The 16,497-nt window shown below is 71.3% G+C and carries 16 protein-coding genes; 6 read left to right on the forward strand and 10 right to left on the reverse strand.

Features of this window, described 5'->3' with window-relative positions; translation table 11 throughout:
• Positions 1 to 236 precede the first annotated feature (236 nt).
• The 7 genes from ACGF3J_RS09195 to ACGF3J_RS09225 form a co-directional block, all read right to left on the reverse strand.
• Positions 237 to 1,625: an 8-oxoguanine deaminase gene (locus ACGF3J_RS09195; protein ID WP_161331000.1), complete on the reverse strand. Its 1,389-nt coding sequence runs from the start codon at positions 1,623 to 1,625 to the stop codon at positions 237 to 239.
• Positions 1,626 to 1,697: 72 nt separating this feature from the next.
• Positions 1,698 to 3,110, reverse strand: coding sequence for a nucleobase:cation symporter-2 family protein (locus ACGF3J_RS09200; RefSeq protein WP_161330999.1), 1,413 nt, complete (start codon positions 3,108 to 3,110; stop codon positions 1,698 to 1,700).
• A gap of 64 nt (positions 3,111 to 3,174) precedes the next feature.
• Complete coding sequence (gene pucL, locus ACGF3J_RS09205; RefSeq protein WP_161330998.1) at positions 3,175 to 4,110, reverse strand: factor-independent urate hydroxylase; 936 nt, start codon at positions 4,108 to 4,110, stop codon at positions 3,175 to 3,177.
• 8 nt (positions 4,111 to 4,118) lie between these two features.
• Complete coding sequence (gene uraH, locus ACGF3J_RS09210; RefSeq protein ID WP_161330997.1) at positions 4,119 to 4,538, reverse strand: hydroxyisourate hydrolase; 420 nt, start codon at positions 4,536 to 4,538, stop codon at positions 4,119 to 4,121.
• Between the two features lie 2 nt (positions 4,539 to 4,540).
• A complete protein-coding gene (gene uraD / locus ACGF3J_RS09215; protein ID WP_393853751.1) occupies positions 4,541 to 5,050 on the reverse strand; it encodes a 2-oxo-4-hydroxy-4-carboxy-5-ureidoimidazoline decarboxylase in 510 nt (169 codons plus the stop codon).
• Between the two features lie 167 nt (positions 5,051 to 5,217).
• Positions 5,218 to 5,586, reverse strand: coding sequence for a helix-turn-helix domain-containing protein (locus tag ACGF3J_RS09220; protein WP_161330995.1), 369 nt, complete (start codon positions 5,584 to 5,586; stop codon positions 5,218 to 5,220).
• On the reverse strand, positions 5,583 to 5,858 hold the full coding sequence (locus ACGF3J_RS09225; protein ID WP_393853752.1) for a thiamine-binding protein: 276 nt from the start codon (positions 5,856 to 5,858) through the stop codon (positions 5,583 to 5,585). The genes ACGF3J_RS09220 and ACGF3J_RS09225 overlap by 4 nt, the downstream gene beginning before the upstream one ends.
• 139 nt (positions 5,859 to 5,997) lie before the next feature.
• Between ACGF3J_RS09225 and ACGF3J_RS09230 the strand changes: the two genes are divergently transcribed.
• The 5 genes from ACGF3J_RS09230 (at position 5,998) to ACGF3J_RS09250 (ending at position 10,845) form a co-directional block, all read left to right on the forward strand.
• Entirely contained in the window at positions 5,998 to 6,837 is an 840-nt protein-coding gene (locus tag ACGF3J_RS09230) for a TIM barrel protein (RefSeq protein WP_161330993.1), read from the forward strand.
• A 52-nt stretch (positions 6,838 to 6,889) separates the two neighbouring features.
• Positions 6,890 to 7,780, forward strand: a complete 891-nt coding sequence (locus ACGF3J_RS09235; RefSeq protein ID WP_161330992.1) for a 2-hydroxy-3-oxopropionate reductase — start codon at positions 6,890 to 6,892, stop codon at positions 7,778 to 7,780.
• A 187-nt stretch (positions 7,781 to 7,967) separates the two neighbouring features.
• Positions 7,968 to 9,431 carry a catalase gene (locus ACGF3J_RS09240; RefSeq protein ID WP_161329056.1) on the forward strand — a complete coding sequence of 488 codons (1,464 nt, stop codon included), beginning with the start codon at positions 7,968 to 7,970 and terminating at the stop codon, positions 9,429 to 9,431.
• Between the two features lie 430 nt (positions 9,432 to 9,861).
• Positions 9,862 to 10,107: a hypothetical protein gene (locus ACGF3J_RS09245; protein WP_161330838.1), complete on the forward strand. Its 246-nt coding sequence runs from the start codon at positions 9,862 to 9,864 to the stop codon at positions 10,105 to 10,107.
• Positions 10,108 to 10,209: 102 nt separating this feature from the next.
• On the forward strand, positions 10,210 to 10,845 hold the full coding sequence (locus tag ACGF3J_RS09250) for a TIGR04222 domain-containing membrane protein (RefSeq protein WP_161330837.1): 636 nt from the start codon (positions 10,210 to 10,212) through the stop codon (positions 10,843 to 10,845).
• A gap of 78 nt (positions 10,846 to 10,923) precedes the next feature.
• On the opposite strand, the gene gcl is transcribed toward ACGF3J_RS09250, so the two are convergent.
• Positions 10,924 to 12,708 (reverse strand): glyoxylate carboligase, encoded by a 1,785-nt coding sequence (gene gcl, locus ACGF3J_RS09255; protein WP_393853753.1) that lies wholly within the window; start codon positions 12,706 to 12,708, stop codon positions 10,924 to 10,926.
• Between the two features lie 155 nt (positions 12,709 to 12,863).
• On the opposite strand from gcl, the gene ACGF3J_RS09260 reads away from it, so the two are divergent.
• Positions 12,864 to 13,541 (forward strand): hypothetical protein, encoded by a 678-nt coding sequence (locus ACGF3J_RS09260; RefSeq protein WP_161330835.1) that lies wholly within the window; start codon positions 12,864 to 12,866, stop codon positions 13,539 to 13,541.
• Between the two features lie 28 nt (positions 13,542 to 13,569).
• Here ACGF3J_RS09260 and ACGF3J_RS09265 read toward each other — a convergent pair whose 3' ends face one another.
• Together ACGF3J_RS09265 and ACGF3J_RS09270 are read right to left on the reverse strand one after the other, a co-directional pair.
• Positions 13,570 to 15,783, reverse strand: coding sequence for a S1 family peptidase (locus ACGF3J_RS09265; protein ID WP_161330834.1), 2,214 nt, complete (start codon positions 15,781 to 15,783; stop codon positions 13,570 to 13,572).
• 47 nt (positions 15,784 to 15,830) lie between these two features.
• Positions 15,831 to 16,340 (reverse strand): hypothetical protein, encoded by a 510-nt coding sequence (locus ACGF3J_RS09270; RefSeq protein WP_202558636.1) that lies wholly within the window; start codon positions 16,338 to 16,340, stop codon positions 15,831 to 15,833.
• Between the last annotated feature and the right edge of the window lie 157 nt (positions 16,341 to 16,497).

The raw sequence follows: 16,497 nt of genomic DNA on the forward strand, positions 1-16,497 counted from the left end.
CGTCCCTCCGGTCGGTTACGCGTCGGCTCTGACGCGGGTGTCATGGAGGTGGAGCTGGTGGTGATGGTCGTGCGGGACCGTGACGGACCGTCTGGGGAAACGGTGACCGCCCCCGGGGCGTACGCATGGGCGCACGCCCCGGAGTAGGCCGCCGTGGGCCCCGCTCGGGTCCACGGCTACCGGCCGGGAGCCGTCCCTCCCGGCCGGAGATCAAATGGTGTGCTGTCGTACGGTGTTCAGGCCTGGGCGGCGATCCGTGCCAGGCGCTGCGCCTCGTCACGGGTGGAGCGGGCGATGGCGTCCTCGTCGACGGTCAGCAGGCGGCCGTCCTCGACGATCTGCCGGCCGTTCACGAACGAGGCCGTGACCGGTGCCGCGGCGCCGAAGACCAGCGCGGTCACCGGGTCGGCGATCGCGGAGTGGGCGAGGGTGTCCATCCGCCACAGCACCAGGTCGGCGAGCTTGCCCGCCTCCAGGGAGCCGGTCTCGGCGGCCCGGCCGAGGACCTGCGCACCGCCGTGGGTCCCGAGGCGCAGCGCCTTGCGGGCGTTCAGCGCGGCCTCGCGGTGGGCGCCGAGGCGGTTGATGAGGAGGGCGTTGCGCAGTTCGGTGTGGAGTTCGCCGGACTCGTTGGAGGCGGTGCCGTCGACGCCGAGGCCGACCGGGACGCCGGCGGCGAGCATGTCGGGGACCCGGGCGATGCCCGCGGCCAGGCGGGCGTTGGAGGACGGGCAGTGCGCGACACCGGTCTTCGTGCGGGCGAAGGCGGCGATGTCGGAGTCGTTCATGTGGACGCAGTGCGCCATCCACACGTCCTCGCCGAGCCAGCCGGTGGACTCGAAGTAGTCGGTCGGGCCCATGCCGAACAGCTCGTGGCAGAACTTCTCCTCCTCCACGGTCTCCGAGCCGTGGGTGTGCAGCCGCACGCCGAGCCGGCGGGCCAGTTCGGCGCCCTGGCGCATCAGTTCGGTGGAGACGGAGAAGGGCGAGCAGGGCGCGACGGCGACCTGGGTCATCGCGTCGAAGGAGGAGTCGTGGTGCTCCTTGACGGTGGCCTCGGTGGCGGCGAGCGCGCCGTCCAGGCTCTCCACCGCGAAGTCCGGCGGCAGCCCGCCGTCCGACTCGCCGCGGTCCATGGAACCGCGGGCGAGGGTGAAGCGGACACCCGTCTCGCGGGCGGCGCGGATGATCGCGCCGGACAGGTCGCCGGAGCCCCGCGGGTAGACGTAGTGGTGGTCCATGGCGGTGGTGACGCCGCCGCGGGCCATCATGGCGAGGGACCCCTGGGCCGCCGCGTAGGCCATCGGCTCGTCGATGCGCGCCCAGGTCGGGTACAGCGCGACCAGCCAGTTGAACAGGTTGTGGTCGGTGGCCAGGCCCCGGGTGATCCACTGGTAGAAGTGGTGGTGGGTGTTGATCAGACCGGGCGTGACCAGGTGTCCGGTCCCGTCGATCCGGCGTACGACGTTGTCCAGACCCTCCGGTGCGCTGCCCGCGCCGATCGACTCGATCCGGTTGCCGGCGATGACGACATGGCCCGAGGCGTACTCGGTGTCGCCCGCGTCGACGGTCGCGATCGCGCAGTTCTCGATGACCGTGCGCTCGGCTGCCGATGATGCTGCCATGCTGCTTCCTTGTCTTTCAGTGGGGCCCGTGGACGGGGAAGGGAGTACCCACGGGGAGGGCACGGCAGGACCCTAGGAGGATTTGAGTGCCGGAACCGGCTGGCGGCTCCGGGTGCCGAGATGGTGGAAGAAGAGGTTGAGCGTGACCGCGACGAGCGCGCCGGCGCTGATGCCGGAGCCGAGGACGGTCTGCGCCCAGGCGGGGAACTCGGCGTAGAAGGCCGGCGCGGCCAGCGGGATGATGCCCGCACCGAGCGCCACGGCGACCAGGATGATGTTGGAGCTGTCGTCCAGTCCGGCCTCGGACAGCGTGCGGATGCCGCTGACGGCGATGGAGCCGAAGAGGACGATGCCCGCGCCGCCCAGGACCGGCATCGGGACCAGGGAGACGACCGCGCCGAGCACCGGGAAGGCGCCGAGGACCAGCAGGGTGGCGCCGGCGACGGCGACGACGTAGCGGCTGCGCACCCGGGTCAGCGAGACGACGCCGACGTTCTGCGCGAAGGCGGAGGTGGGGAAGCCGCCGAAGACCGGCCCGATCAGGGTGGCGAGGCCGTCGGTGCGCAGGCCGCGGGTGATGACCTTGGAGTCGGCGCGGCGGTCGCAGATCTCGCCGAGGGCGAGCATGCCGGCGGACGACTCGGTCATCAGGACCAGCATCACGATGCACAGCGACAGGATGGCCGCGGGCTGGAACTCGGGGGCGCCGAAGGCGAAGGGGGTGGGCAGCGCGGCGACCGGCGCGGACTTCAGGGCGCCGAGGTCGGCCATGCCCAGGGGCAGGGCGACGAGGGTGCCGACGAGCAGGCCGAAGAGCAGGGCGACCTGCTTGAGGAAGCCCCTGCCGAACCGCTGGAAGACGAGGATGACGCCGAGGGTGAAGGCGGCGAGCGCGAGGTTGCGCATCGAGCCGAAGTCGGCGGCGGCCTTGTCGCCGCCCTGCGCCCAGGCGACCGGGACCGGCATCAGCGTGACGCCGATGAGGGTGATGACCACGCCGGTGACCAGCGGTGGGAAGAAGCGGAGCAGTCGGCCGAAGAACGGGCCGACGGCGAGGCAGAACACGCCCGCGACCATCACCGCGCCGTAGATGGCGGGGAGTTGGCCGCCGCCGCCGTTGGTCTCGGCGATGGCGAGGATGGGCGCGATGCCGGCCGAGGACGCGGCGTTGACGAAGGGCAGCCGGTTGCCGACGAAGCCCTTGACGCCGAGGGTCTGGAGCAGCGTGGCGACGCCCGCGATGAGCAGGCTCGCGGCGATCAGCCGCGTGCGGCCCTCCAGGTCGAGTCCGACGGCCTGGCCGATGATGAGCGGAGGGGTGACGACGCCGGCGTACATCGCGGCGATGTGCTGGAGCGCGGCGGGGACGAGCCGCGAGGGGTGGAGCTTCTCGTCCACCGGGTGCACGGACGTGACGGCGTCCTCGGTGTGCACCGGCGGGGTGGAACGGGAGCCTTTCGCCGGCTCCGATGCAGGCACTGCCATGGTGTTCCCTCCGGTGTGGCGCGCCGCCGGCCTCGGTGGCCGGGCCGGCGGCGCGCGTACCGCGTCAGAGGTTGGTCATGTCGACCGGGATCAGTTGCTCGGCGCCGTCGCGCAGGATGGTGGCCTCGATCAGGCCGTAGGGGCGGTCGGCGGCGTAGTAGACGGCGCCGTCCTTGGCCTCGTTGTCGATCCCGAAGGGCGACAGGTCGGAGCGGAAGTGGTGCTTGTTGGGCATGGAGAAGCGGATCTCGTCGACCTCGTCGCGGGAGTTGAGCACCCGCACACCCATCTCGAAGAGGGTCTGCTGGAGCGAGTACGAGTAGGTCTCGGCGAACGCCTGGAGCGCGTGCTTGCGCACCCCGTTGTACGAGCGGTCCCAGTCCGGGGCGTGCGAGTCGACGCCGTCCCAGTTGTGCCGCCACCAGGTGGAGACGGTGGTGGCGAGGATCCGGTCGTAGTCCTCCTTGAGGGTCGTGTACTTGTCCTTCAGGTAGCCGAAGAACTCGGAGTTGGTCGAGTTGAGGACGGTGAGGTCCTTGAACCCGGAAAGCACCTGGATGCCGTGTCCGTCGTAGGTGATCTCCGCGACGCGGGTCTCCTGGCCGGTGCGGACGAAGGAGTGGGCGATCTCCTCGGAGCCGACGAAGCGGGCGCCGCCCTTGGAGGTCTCGATCCGCTCCCAGCCGTACTCCTCGACGCGGATCCGGGCCCGGCCGATGGGCTCGTTGTTGTCCACGAAGTGGCGGGCGAGCTTGACGCCGAGGTCCTCGGCGCTCTCGATGCCGTGCTCCTTGGCGAAGGCGTACACCGTGTTCTTGGTGGTGTCGGTCGGCAGGACGTTGGCGTTCGAACCGCTGCGGTGGACGTCCTCCATGTCGCCGGAGAGGGCGACGGAGACGTTCAGGTCCTTGATGTGGTGCGTGTCGCCGTCACGCGTGATCTTGACGACGCGGTTCTCAGCCTTGCCGTACTGGTTCTGTCCCAGGACGAAACGGGTCATGGTTTCGGTCAGCTCCCTCGGTAAACGGAGTAGCCGAACGGGTTGAGCAGCAGCGGAACGTGGTAGTGCTCGCCGGGCACCACCGCGAAGGTGATGGTGACCTCGGGGAAGAACACGGGCCGGCCGTTCTCGCTGTCCCGGAGCGCGGGGGCGTCCTGCTGGGCCGCGGCTTGCTTCTTGGCGAAGTACGTCTCGGTGTCGAAGTCGAGGCGTACGTGGGTGGTGCCCTCCGGCAGGGCCGGGAGGTCCTTGCACCGGCCGTCGGCGTCGGTCGCGGAGCCGCCGAGCCGCTGCCAGTCCCCTCTTTGCCCGTGCTGGGCCGAGCCGCCCGAGCGGGCGCTGAGGTGGACGGCCACGGCCTCGGCGGGGCGGCCGACGCTCGTGTCCAGGATGTGCGTGGACACGGAGGCGGTGGTGCTGGTGCTCATGGTCAGGCGTCCTGTTCGACGAGTCGGGTCAGGCGGATGCGGTTGATCTTCCCCAGCTCGGTGCGGACGATCTCCCGCTCCTGCTCGGGCGAGTTGCCGATCCGCTCCTTGACCGCGTCCCGCATCTGCTCGCCGGTCCGGCCGGTGGCGCAGATGAGGAAGACGTGGCCGAACCTGTCCTGGTAGGCCAGGTTGAGTTCGAGCATCTCCGCCTTGAGTTCCTCGGCGGCGCCGGCCATGCCCGCCTGTTCGCGGGACGAGGTCGGGTCGCCGGGCTTGGGGCGGCCGATCGGCGGGTGTCCGGCCATCGCCTCCGCGAGGTCTTCGGCCGTCAGCGCGGCCATGGCGGCGTCACTGGCGGTGTACAGGTCCTCGGGGGTGGCGAAGGGGCGGGCGGCGAGCAGGTGCCGGGCCCAAGCCGTGGAGGCGCACGCCTCGAGGAGCTCGGCGCGTGCCGCGGACTCCTCGAGGGTGTTGAATCGGGCCAGGCCCGACGCGGATGTGGACGTCACGGGAGCCTCCGTGGCCTTGTGCTGAACGGGCGTGCCGATAGCTAACGCCTTCGGAAACAAGCCGTCAACACTTTGTTGAAAATTCGGGGTTACGAAAGCCGCCGCCCGGTAACCGGGCGGCGGCTTGCCGTTCAGCGTGTTGTGCCTGGTCAGGCGCGTGCCACCACTCAGGCGCCCTTCTCGCGGTTGAGGTAGTTGTAGACGGTGAAGCGGCTGACGCCGAGGGCGCCCGCGACGGTCTCGACGCCGTGGCGCACCGAGAAGGCGCCCCGCGCCTCCAGCATTCGCACCACCTCCTGCTTGGCCCTGCGGTCCAGGTCGGCCAGCGGCATGCCCTGCCGGCGCTCCAGGGCCGCCAGGATGTGGTCCAGGGAGTCGGCGAGCTGCGGCAGCCGTACGGCGACGACGTCGGCACCCTCCCAGGAGAGCACCACGTCGTCCTGGCCGGCCTCGTCCGGCGGGACCATCTCGCCGCCGATGGCGTCGATCAGCGGCTTCACGGCCGCGATGAAGGGCTCCTCCCCCTGCCCGGTCACCGCTCGCCCTCCCCGCCCCGGCTCCCGTCGGCCGCGTCGACCACGTTGACCTGGAGCGAGATCCTGGTGGCACCGGCCTCCAGGGTCCGGCGCAGCAGCGCGTCCACGGCGCCCAGCACCTGGTCGGCGCCGCCCTCGGCGGTGTTGCCGAACGGGCCGACGTCGACCGCGTCCAGCTCGGCGGCCTCGACGACCTCGCGGGCCACCACCGCGTGGGCGGGCGCCTCGTCCAGGTCGAAGGGTTCGGTCGTGAACTCCACTCTCAATCGCACGCGGTCAACCTAACGCGGGGTGACCGTTTTCCGCCGCCCCCTCTTGACAAGCCCGGAACCTCGACGGCAATCTTCCATTAAGCAGAAACGAACTTCCGTAATGCGGAACACGATCGAACGGAAGGGAGCGCGGCACCCGATGGGCTTCGCAGATCAGCGCTTCAACGTCAACCTGTCGATCCTCTTCACGGAACTCCCGCTCCTGGAGCGCCCCGCGGCCGCCGCCGCGGCCGGCTTCACCGCGGTCGAGCTGTGGTGGCCCTGGATCGACTCGCCCACCCCCGAGCAGTCCGAGCTCGACGCCCTGAAGTCGGCGATCGAGGACGCGGGCGTCCAGCTCACCGGGCTGAACTTCTACGCCGGTCAGCTGCCGGGCCCCGACCGCGGCGCCCTGTCGGTGCCGGGCGAGGAGTCGGACCGGTTCCGCGCCAACATCGACGTGGCCGCCGGTTTCGCGCAGTCGCTGGGCTGCACGGCGCTCAACGCGCTGTACGGCAACCGCGTCGAGGGCGTGGACCCGGCCGAGCAGGACCGCCTCGCGCTGGAGAACCTGGTCCTGGCCGCCCGCGCGGCCGACCGGATCGGCGCGATCCTGCTGGTCGAGGCGCTGAACAAGCCCGAGTCGCCGCTCTACCCGCTGGTGTCGGCGCCGGCCGCGATCGCGGTCGTGGACCAGGTCAACGAGGCCACCGGACTGGGCAACGCCAAGTTCCTCATGGACCTCTACCACCTGTCCATGAACGGCGAGGACCTGCCGCGGGTGATCGACGCGTACGCCGCGAAGACCGGCCACGTGCAGATCGCCGACAACCCGGGCCGCGGCGCCCCCGGCACCGGCTCACTCCCGCTGGAGGAGCTGCTCGACCAGCTCCGCAAGGCCGGTTACGACGGCTGGGTGGGCCTGGAGTACAAGCCGGGCGACAACCCCAGCGCCCAGTCCTTCTCCTGGCTGCCGGCCGAGGCCCGCGCGGCCCGCTGAGCGCCCCCGCAGGAACTTTCGCGACTTTCAGATTTTCAGAGAGGTACCCATCATGAGCACGCTCCCCAAGGTCGCCTGGGTCGGTCTCGGCATCATGGGCTCCCCCATGTCCGAGAACCTGATCAAGGCCGGTTACCAGGTCACCGGCTTCACCCTGGAGCAGGAGAAGCTGGACCGGCTGTCCGCCGCGGGCGGCACCGTGGCCGGCTCGATCGCCGAGGCCGTGCGCGACGCCGACGTCGTCGTGACGATGGTCCCCGCGTCGCCGCAGGTCGAGGCCATCGCCTACGGCCCCGACGGCATCCTGGAGAACGCGAAGTCCGGCGCGCTCCTGGTCGACATGTCCTCGATCACCCCGCAGACCTCCGTGGACCTCGCGAAGGCCGCCAAGGACAAGGGCATCCGCGTCCTGGACGCCCCCGTCTCCGGCGGCGAGGCCGGCGCGATCGAGGCCGTGCTGTCCATCATGGTCGGCGGTGAGCAGGCCGACTTCGACGAGGCCAAGCCGCTCCTGGAGGCGCTCGGCAAGACCATCGTGCTGTGCGGTCCGCACGGCTCGGGCCAGACCGTGAAGGCCGCCAACCAGCTCATCGTCGCCGTGAACATCCAGGCGTGCGCCGAGGCCGTGGTCTTCCTTGAGAAGTCGGGCGTGGACCTGAAGGCCGCCCTCGACGTCCTCAACGGCGGCCTGGCCGGCTCGACCGTGCTGACGCGGAAGAAGGACAACTTCCTGGGCCGCGACTTCAAGCCCGGATTCCGCATCGACCTGCACCACAAGGACATGGGCATCGTCACCGACGCCGCCCGCAACGTGGGCGCCGCGCTGCCGGTCGGCGCCGTGGTGGCCCAGCTGGTCGCCTCGCTGCGCGCCCAGGGTGACGGCGGCCTGGACCACTCGGCCCTGCTGCGGGCCGTGGAGCGCCTGTCCGGCGCCCAGGTCTGACCGTACGCACCGCACCAGACCTCCGGGTGGCGCCGTCGCTGACACCTGTCCTGTCGCGCCCGAGCGGCGGCGCCGCCCGGAACCCACTTCAACAAACTGTTGACGTGTCTCTGCCCCAAATCTAGGCTCCACGAAGCGGAAACAAGTTTCCGCTGAATCTCGCACGGAAGACCACGGAAGGCCCACGATGTCGCAGCGCGTGCTCACCACCGAGTCCGGCGCCCCGGTCGCCGACAACCAGAACTCCGCTTCCGCCGGCATCGGCGGCCCCCTCCTGATCCAGGACCAGCACCTCCTCGAGAAGCTCGCGCGCTTCAACCGCGAGCGCATCCCGGAGCGCGTGGTGCACGCCCGCGGCTCCGGCGCCTACGGCCACTTCGAGGTGACCGACGACGTCACCGGCTTCACGCACGCCGACTTCCTGAGCACCGTCGGCAAGCGCACCGAGGTCTTCCTGCGCTTCTCCACCGTGGCCGACTCGCTCGGCGGCGCGGACGCGGTCCGCGACCCGCGCGGCTTCGCGCTGAAGTTCTACACCGAGGAGGGCAACTACGACCTCGTCGGCAACAACACCCCGGTGTTCTTCATCAAGGACCCGATCAAGTTCCCCGACTTCATCCACTCGCAGAAGCGCGACCCGTTCTCGGGCCGTCAGGAGCCGGACAACGTCTGGGACTTCTGGGCGCACTCGCCCGAGGCCACACACCAGGTGACCTGGCTGATGGGCGACCGCGGCATCCCGGCGTCGTACCGCCACATGGACGGCTTCGGCTCGCACACCTACCAGTGGACGAACGCCAGGGGCGAGTCCTTCTTCGTCAAGTACCACTTCAAGACCGACCAGGGCATCCGCTGCCTGACCGCCGAGCAGGCGGCCGAGCAGGCCGGGCAGGACCCGACCTCGCACCAGACCGACCTGGTGCAGGCGATCGAGCGGGGCGTGTACCCGTCCTGGACGCTGCACGTGCAGCTGATGCCGGTGGCCGAGGCGGCGAACTACCGCTTCAACCCGTTCGACGTGACCAAGGTGTGGCCGCACTCCGACTACCCGCTCCGGCGGGTGGGCCGCCTGGTGCTCGACCGCAACCCGGACAACGTCTTCGCGGAGGTCGAGCAGGCCGCGTTCTCCCCGAACAACTTCGTTCCGGGCATCGGTCCCTCCCCCGACAAGATGCTCCAGGGCCGGCTGTTCGCCTACGCGGACGCGCACCGCTACCGCCTGGGCGTCAACCACACCCAGCTCGCGGTGAACGCCCCGAAGGCGGTGCCCGGCGGCGCCGCCAACTACGGCCGCGACGGCCTCATGGCGTCCAACCCGCAGGGCCGTGACGCCAGGAACTACGAGCCGAACTCCTACGACGGCCCGGTCGAGACCGGCCGCCCGCTGGCCGCGCCGCTCGCCGTCTCCGGCCACACCGGCAGCCACGAGGCGCCGCAGCACACCAAGGACGACCCCTTCTTCCAGGCCGGTGAGCTGTACCGGCTGATGTCCGAGGACGAGAAGAAGCGGCTGATCGCGACCATCGCCGGCGGCCTGTCCCAGGTCTCCCGCAACGACGTGGTCGAGAAGAACCTCGCGCACTTCCACGCGGCCGACACCGAGTACGGCAAGCGCGTCGAGGAGGCGGTCCGCGCCCTGCGCGAGGACTGACCCACAGGCTCGCGCACGGCACCCGGCGGGGAGGCCGGGACCGTGTGCGCGGCCCGCGCAGGCACCGAGCAGCCCGGATGAGGGGTGAGAGCCCGGTGCCGGCGCGGGCAGGGCGAGGACCGCGGCGGCCAGCGAGCCAGTGCGGTGGTGAAGGGCACGGACGTACCTCCTACGACCTGAGGGGAGGAGCGCTCCGGGCCCGTCGCACCGCCGCGGTCCCAGCCAAACCCCGCCTCCGCATTCCACGGAGGCCCCAAGACTCCGTCCGGCGGCGCGAACGACCTGTCGCGCCCAGCCTCGCGCCGCCGGACGGACACCACGTGAAGAACCTTCACCGGCTGGAGAGCGCCGGATGCGGACGGTCCCGCATCCGGCGCTCTTCGGCGTTGGCCGGGGTGCGGATCCGGGGCGCCCGCAGCAGCCTGAAGTCATGGCACATCCACCGGAGCATCCGCACATCGTCGTCCACTCCCCCGCCCTCGACGGCTCCCGCCGGGTCACCTCCGGCGACGAGACACTGGGCGTCGCCTCCCACATCGACGACGTCGCCGAACTGCTGCGCCTGGCCGACCTGTACGTGACCGACGTGGCCGAGGACGCGCTCGTCGAGTGGCAGGGCGGCGGTCCGGACGAGTGGCCGGGGCTGCACGAGCACCACGAGCACCCCCAGGGCTGACCGCGCCCACGTCCTCCCTCAAGTCTTCCTCTGAGAACGCGGCCGCGCGCTTGAACCACCCCCCGCGCCGGGCACATCCCCGGACACACGGGGGTGAGGGCCATGGACGGTGGCACGGAGATCGGCTGGGAGCCGTACGAGATCGCGCTGCTGGGCGGCGGGCCGCGGGCCGCGGTGACGGTGGCGGTGGTCGACCTGCACCTGCGGGGGGCGTTGGAGATCGGCCCCCGCAGGACACTGTGCGCCACGGGGCCGGAGCCGGAGGGGCTGGGGCCGTTCGCGGGCACCGTCCTCGACTGCCTGCGCGAGCTCCGTACCGCCCGTGAGCTGGTCGGGCATCCGGACGTCCGCCTGGCAGTCGCGCTGGCGCGCATCCCGCTCGCGGACGAGGGGCTGCTGCGCTACCCCCGGCTGGGCCCCACCCGGGGCGCCCGCCGGCGCGTGGAGTTCTGGCGGGCACGGCACCCCCTGCAGAGGGTCCGGCACGGGATGTCGGACGAGGACACGCTCCTGGCGGTGGCCCTGCACGGTGACGCCGCTCTGCGCGTGCTCCTGCCGCGCTTCGCGCTGCGGACCGGCCTGACGGACCCGGGGGCCGCCAAGGACGGGGTGCGCTTCTCCCTGGGCCGGGGCAGGTTCCTCCGGTGGCGGGACGAGTACGAGGACTCGGTCACGGGCGACTGGGGCTCCGGCCACGGGGGGCACGGGGGCTGCGGATCGGGGGGCGGAGGGGACTGAGCGGCCCTGGACGCGCGCGAGGGCGGCCCGTCGCGTCGACGGACCGCCCTCGCCCTCAGGCCGTGCGGGTGGTGCGGGTCAGACCTTGAGCGTCTTGACCGCGGTCGGGGCGTGCCCCGGCTCCGTGGCCACCTCCTCGAACTCCACCACGTTCGAGATGTCGTTCGTGCCCGACATCGAGATGTTGGTGACGCGCTCCAGGATCGCCTCGACGACGACCGGCACCCGGTGCTCGGCGGCCAGCTTCTTGGCCTGTTCCAGGGCCGCCCCCAGCTCGTTCGGGTCGGTCACCCGGATCGCCTTGCAGCCCAGGCCCTCGGCGACCTTGACGTGGTCGACGCCGTAGACGCCCAGCTCGGGCGAGTTGATGTTCTCGAACTCCAGGTTGACCTGGAAGTCGATCTCGAACGCCCGCTGCGCCTGGCGGATCAGGCCCAGGTAGGAGTTGTTGACCAGGACGTGCACGTACGGGATCTTGTGCTGCGCGCCGACGGCCAGTTCCTCGATCATGAACTGGAAGTCGTAGTCGCCGGAGAGCGCCACGACCTGGGCGTCGGGGTCGGCCTTGGCGACGCCGAGCGCGGCCGGGACGGTCCAGCCGAGCGGGCCCGCCTGGCCGCAGTTGATCCAGTGCCGCGGGCGGTACACGTGCAGCATCTGGGCGCCGGCGATCTGCGAGAGGCCGATGGTGGAGACGTACCGGGTCTCCGGGCCGAAGGCCTTGTTCATCTCCTCGTAGACCCGCTGCGGCTTGATCGGGATGTCGTCGAAGTGCGTACGGCGCTGGAGCGTGGCCTTCTTCTCCTGCGCGGACGCGGCCCACGCGGAGCGGTCGGGCAGCTTGCCGGCCGCCTTCAGCTCCTTGGCCACCTCGACGAACAGCTCCAGCGCGGCCTTGGCGTCGGAGGCGATGCCGTAGTCCGGGGCGAAGATCTTGCCGATCTGGGTCGGCTCGACGTCGACGTGGACGAACTTCCGCCCCTTGGTGTAGACGTCGATCTTGCCGGTGTGGCGGTTGGCCCAGCGGTTGCCGACGCCGAGGACGAAGTCGGACTCCAGGAAGGTCGCGTTGCCGTAGCGGTGCGAGGTCTGGAGGCCGACCATGCCGGCGTTCAGCTCGTGGTCGTCGGGCAGCACGCCCCAGCCCATCAGGGTCGGCACGACCGGGGTGCCGGTCAGCTCGGCGAACTCCACCAGCAGGTCGGCGGCGTCGGCGTTGATGACACCGCCGCCGGCCACGATCAGCGGGCGCTCGGCGGCGTTCAGCATGCCGATCGCCTTCTCGACCTGGGCGCGGGTCGCGGCCGGCTTGTAGACCGGGAGCGGCTCGTAGGTGTCCGGGTCGAACTCGATCTCGGTCAGCTGGACGTCGATCGGCAGGTCGATCAGGACCGGCCCGGGGCGGCCCGAGCGCATCAGGTGGAACGCCTGCTGAAAGACGCCGGGGACCTGCGCGGCCTCCAGGACGGTGACGGCCATCTTGGTCACCGGCTTGGCGATGGAGGCGATGTCGACGGCCTGGAAGTCCTCCTTGTGGATCACCGCGGTCGGCGCCTGGCCGGTGATGCACAGGATCGGGATGGAGTCGCCGATCGCCGAGTACAGGCCGGTGATCATGTCGGTGCCGGCCGGTCCCGAGGTGCCGATGCAGACACCGATGTTGCCGGGGTGGGTACGGGTGTAGCCCTCGGCCATGTGCGAGGCGCCCTCGACATGGCGGGCGAGGGTGTGCTGGACGCCGCCGGACGCCTTGAGCGCCGCGTAGAAGGGGTTGATCGCCGCGCCCGGCACACCGAACGCGTCGGTGACGCCCTCGCGCTTGAGAATCTCAACTGCCGCTCGGGCAGCGGTCATACGAGCCATCGAGTACTCCTGCTCCGGCTGTCGGATTCGCACTCCCGTCGCGCCCCGCGGTGAGCTTCTTCCGTAGCAACTTCCGTATAGCGAAATTTGTTTTCTACGATCTGGAAGTAATGTAAGTGGGCAGCCGAGGGCAGTCAAGAGAGGACGATGGGGTCATGTCCGAGACCATCTCGGTGTGCTGCACGGCCTGCGGGCGGCGGCACCGCTACACGGCGCCCTCGTATCCCTGTGCGTGCGGCGAGCCCGTCGCGGCCGCGCTCGATCCGCACGGGACGGCGACCGCGGTCACCCACCGGGCGTGGGAAGAGGAGTGGGTCGGCGTGCGCTGCGCGGCCTGCGGGGCGTTCGGCCGGTGGCCGCGGCCGGAGCTGGGGTGCCCGTGCGGGACGGTGCTGCGCGTGCCGGTGGACGACGCGGCCCCGGGCCGGTCCGGGCGCGCCCCCGGGTCACGGGTCCCGGCCCACCGGGCGGTCCCGATCCGCACCGCGCGCGACGCGGTCACCGCGGCCGTGCTGTATCTGCGCGGGCTGGGGCACCGGGACGTGCGCCGCGCCGACCAGCGGCCGCTGTCCGGCATCGGGCTGGCCGCGGCCGGTCTCGTCGTCCAGGTGGATCCGACGGTGGGCCCGGCCTCGCTGCGGGACGTGGAGTGCCTGTGGCTGACGGCGATGGCGGAGTCCGCGCGGTGCGTCTACTTCTCCCTCACCGGATACGCCGAGGAGGCCCGGGTCCGTGCCGACCTGCTCGGGGTGGCGCTGTTCGTGCTCGACCCGTCGGGAGTGCCGCGCCCGGTGAACGAGTCGGCCGTGGCGCTGGACGCCACGGCCGACTGAGAGGTGCTGCTGGGGAGTACCGCGGTGACTACCTCGCCGCGTACCCGAAGGCGGTGCCGACGGCGGGGAGCCCGCCCTGTCCCGGCTGGTAGGCCGTGACGGCGGCGGTGGGCTGGCCGAGGGTCACGTTGGACATCGGCAGGGCGTAGAGCGCGCCGCGGGCGCTCGGGCCGTAGGGCATGCCGACGTACAGGTGCGTGCCGGTGAAGTGGATGCTCGAACCCAGGCGCTGGTTGGCCCCCGGGGCGCCCGGGATGCCGTCGCCGTCGCCGGACTCGATCCACTTGTCGTTGGCGCCGGGCGCGCCCAGCATCGAGAAGACGTGGACCGCGCCGGAGGAGGTCGCCGAACCGATCGCCTCGTCCGGGACGCCGATGGCCATCCTCATGGTCGCCGCGGTGCTCACGGCGCGCGGCGCCGTGTTGATCGCGGTGATGGTGGCGCCGAAGTGGTCACCGGCCTCCGAGGTGCCGGAGACGTCGTCGTCGGCCGTGCCCGAGGAGTACCCGTCGAGCTGGGTGTAGGTGCCCGCGGCGGTGACCCGGAAGGTGATGACGCCGCCGGTCTGCGCCTTGCTGACGCCGTCCACGTTCAGGGCCTCGCCCGGCGAACCGACCGCGAGGATCGACTCGTTGGCCGTGGCCGCGCCCGACGGACGGTACGGGGCCAGCGCCAGGGCCGCGCCGAAGCGGTCGCCGGCCTCGGCACCGCCGGAGACGGTGTCCAGGTCCTGGTCGAGGCCGAAGATCGCGGTGGGCCGCTTCTCGCTGTTCAGCGTGTGCGTGAAGACCGCGAGGTTGCCCGCCGCGTCGTCGCCGCCGATGTTCTCGTTGGGCGCGCCGATGGCCAGGTGGTTGGCGTCGGCGGCCAGGACGGCGCCGAAGCCGTCGCCCGCCTCCACACCACCCGGGACGCCCAGCTTGTCCTGGTGGACGGAGACGTTGGTGCCGCCGCGCACGTAGAACGCCTCGCCCGCCTTGGCGGCGTCGCCGAGGCCCTCACCGGGCGTGCCGATGACGACGAAGGGCTCACCGGCGGCGGTGGTGCCGGCCACCATGGCCTGCCCCATCAGGTCACCGTTCTCCGGGGTGGAGGCGCTGATCGAGCCGTTGCCCTCGGCCTGCTGGAAGTGCGTGTTCTTGGTGGCGCCGGTGCCGAGGCCGCCCGGGGCGCCGTACAGGATGTCGGCCATGCCGGCGTCCACGGCGTCGCCCAGGTTCTCACCCGGGGTGCCGACGGCGAGGTCGGTGCAGCCGTCCTCGTTGTAGTCGACGGTGTCGATGGCCTGGCCGAAGAGGTCGTTGGCCTCGGCCCCGCCCGGCACCCAGTCGAGGTCCTGGTTGATCTCGGCGGTGCCCTTGCCGCCGCCGTAGACGACGCGGACCAGGCCCGCCTTGGCGTCGCCGCCGACGGTCGCCTCGGGGTCGGCGACGGCGATGTCCGCGACGCCGTCGCAGTTGAAGTCGGTGATCCGGTTGGCGCCGGCCTTGGACGCCACCCAGGAGCCGAGGTCGTCGACGCGGGTGACGACACCGCCGGTGCGGGTCTCGGCGGCGTCGATGCCGAAACATCCGCCCTGGTAGGAGCGGCTGCCGAGGGCGGCCAGCTGCTTGGTGCCGTTCACGGTGCGGACCAGCGGGCCACCGGTGTCGCCCATGCACGCGGCGACGCCGTCCTTGCCGGTCACGGTGGCGGTGGTGGCGGCGGCCGCGTCCACCGAGAAGACCCCGGTGTGCAGGTTCAGCGGCGCCCACTCGGTCTTGGAGCGGCCGTAGCCGGCGAGCGTCAGCTCCTCGCCCGCGGCGGGGGCGGTGGTGGCCAGCGCGAGGGGGGTCACGTTGGTGACCGGGCGGTTGAGCCGGGCCAGGACCACGTCGCGGTCGGTGCGCGGGACCAGCTCCACGACCTGGCGGACCGCGCCCTGGGTGCCGGTGAGGTCGGCGCGGCCGATGGTCGCGGTGGTGGTCTTGGCCGGCTTGCCCGCGGGCACGGCGAGGCTCTCGGCGGGCTTGTCGGCGAAGCAACTGGCCGCGGTGAGCAGCCACTCGGTGTCGACCAGGACGCCGGAGCAGCCGCGGTCGTGGTCGCCGACCACGATCTGCGCGGTGTAGGCGTGCGTGGTGTCGGAGGCGGGGGCGGCGGGCCCCGTCACGGCGGCCGCGGGCACGGCGGTCAGGACGAGGGGTCCCGCGGTCAGGGCCGCGGCCAGTGCGGCGAGGCGCACGGGTCTGGTGTGTCGCATGGTGGGGTTCCTTGCTGGCTGGTCCGTCAAAGGGCTTCGGCTGGGCGCTACTTGGAGGTCCTGATCTCCACGAGCAGGTGCTCACGGTTCTGCTCGTCGGCGCTCTCGCCCACCGAGGTCCAGGTGTTCTTCTCGAGGTCGAAGGACTTCTCCTCGTCCCCGACGGTCATGTCCACCTGCGTCGCGTAGTCGTTGCCCCGCATGACGTAGACGGCGGGGATCTCCAGGGTCAGCCAGCCCGAGTCGCCGACGGTCTTGAAGCAGAACGGCTGGGACTCGCGCCGGGCCATGACCTGGAGCAGGTCGGTGCCGCTGGAGCAGTCGGCCAGCGTGATGTGGCCGTCCCCTCGCTTGAGGACGATGCCCTGCTCCTCGAGGATCTTGTCGGCCTGCGGATAGGCGAAGTCCTCGACGGCGTAGCCGGGAGCCTCGTCCGCCACGGACACCGCCGGGCCGTCGTCGGCCGGCTGGACGCCGGACGCCAGCACGGCCCAGGCCAGGCCGCCGGCGAGGGCGGAGGCGCCGAGCACACGCGCAATGGTGGTGCGTACCTTCATCGCAGTCCAAATCTGTTCCGGCCGGATTTCCGTCATCCGGCTCCCCTGAAAGGCATGAAGGCTCCGCATTCAATGAGGGCCCCCCAGACCTCGCGGAAATGCAGAAACGAGGCATTCGCCATTCCGTATCTCCGCTTGAGCCTGTCCATGCCACCTC

Origin of the sequence: Streptomyces sp. NPDC048171, assembly GCF_043202655.1 — a bacterium.
GTDB lineage: Bacteria > Actinomycetota > Actinomycetes > Streptomycetales > Streptomycetaceae > Streptomyces.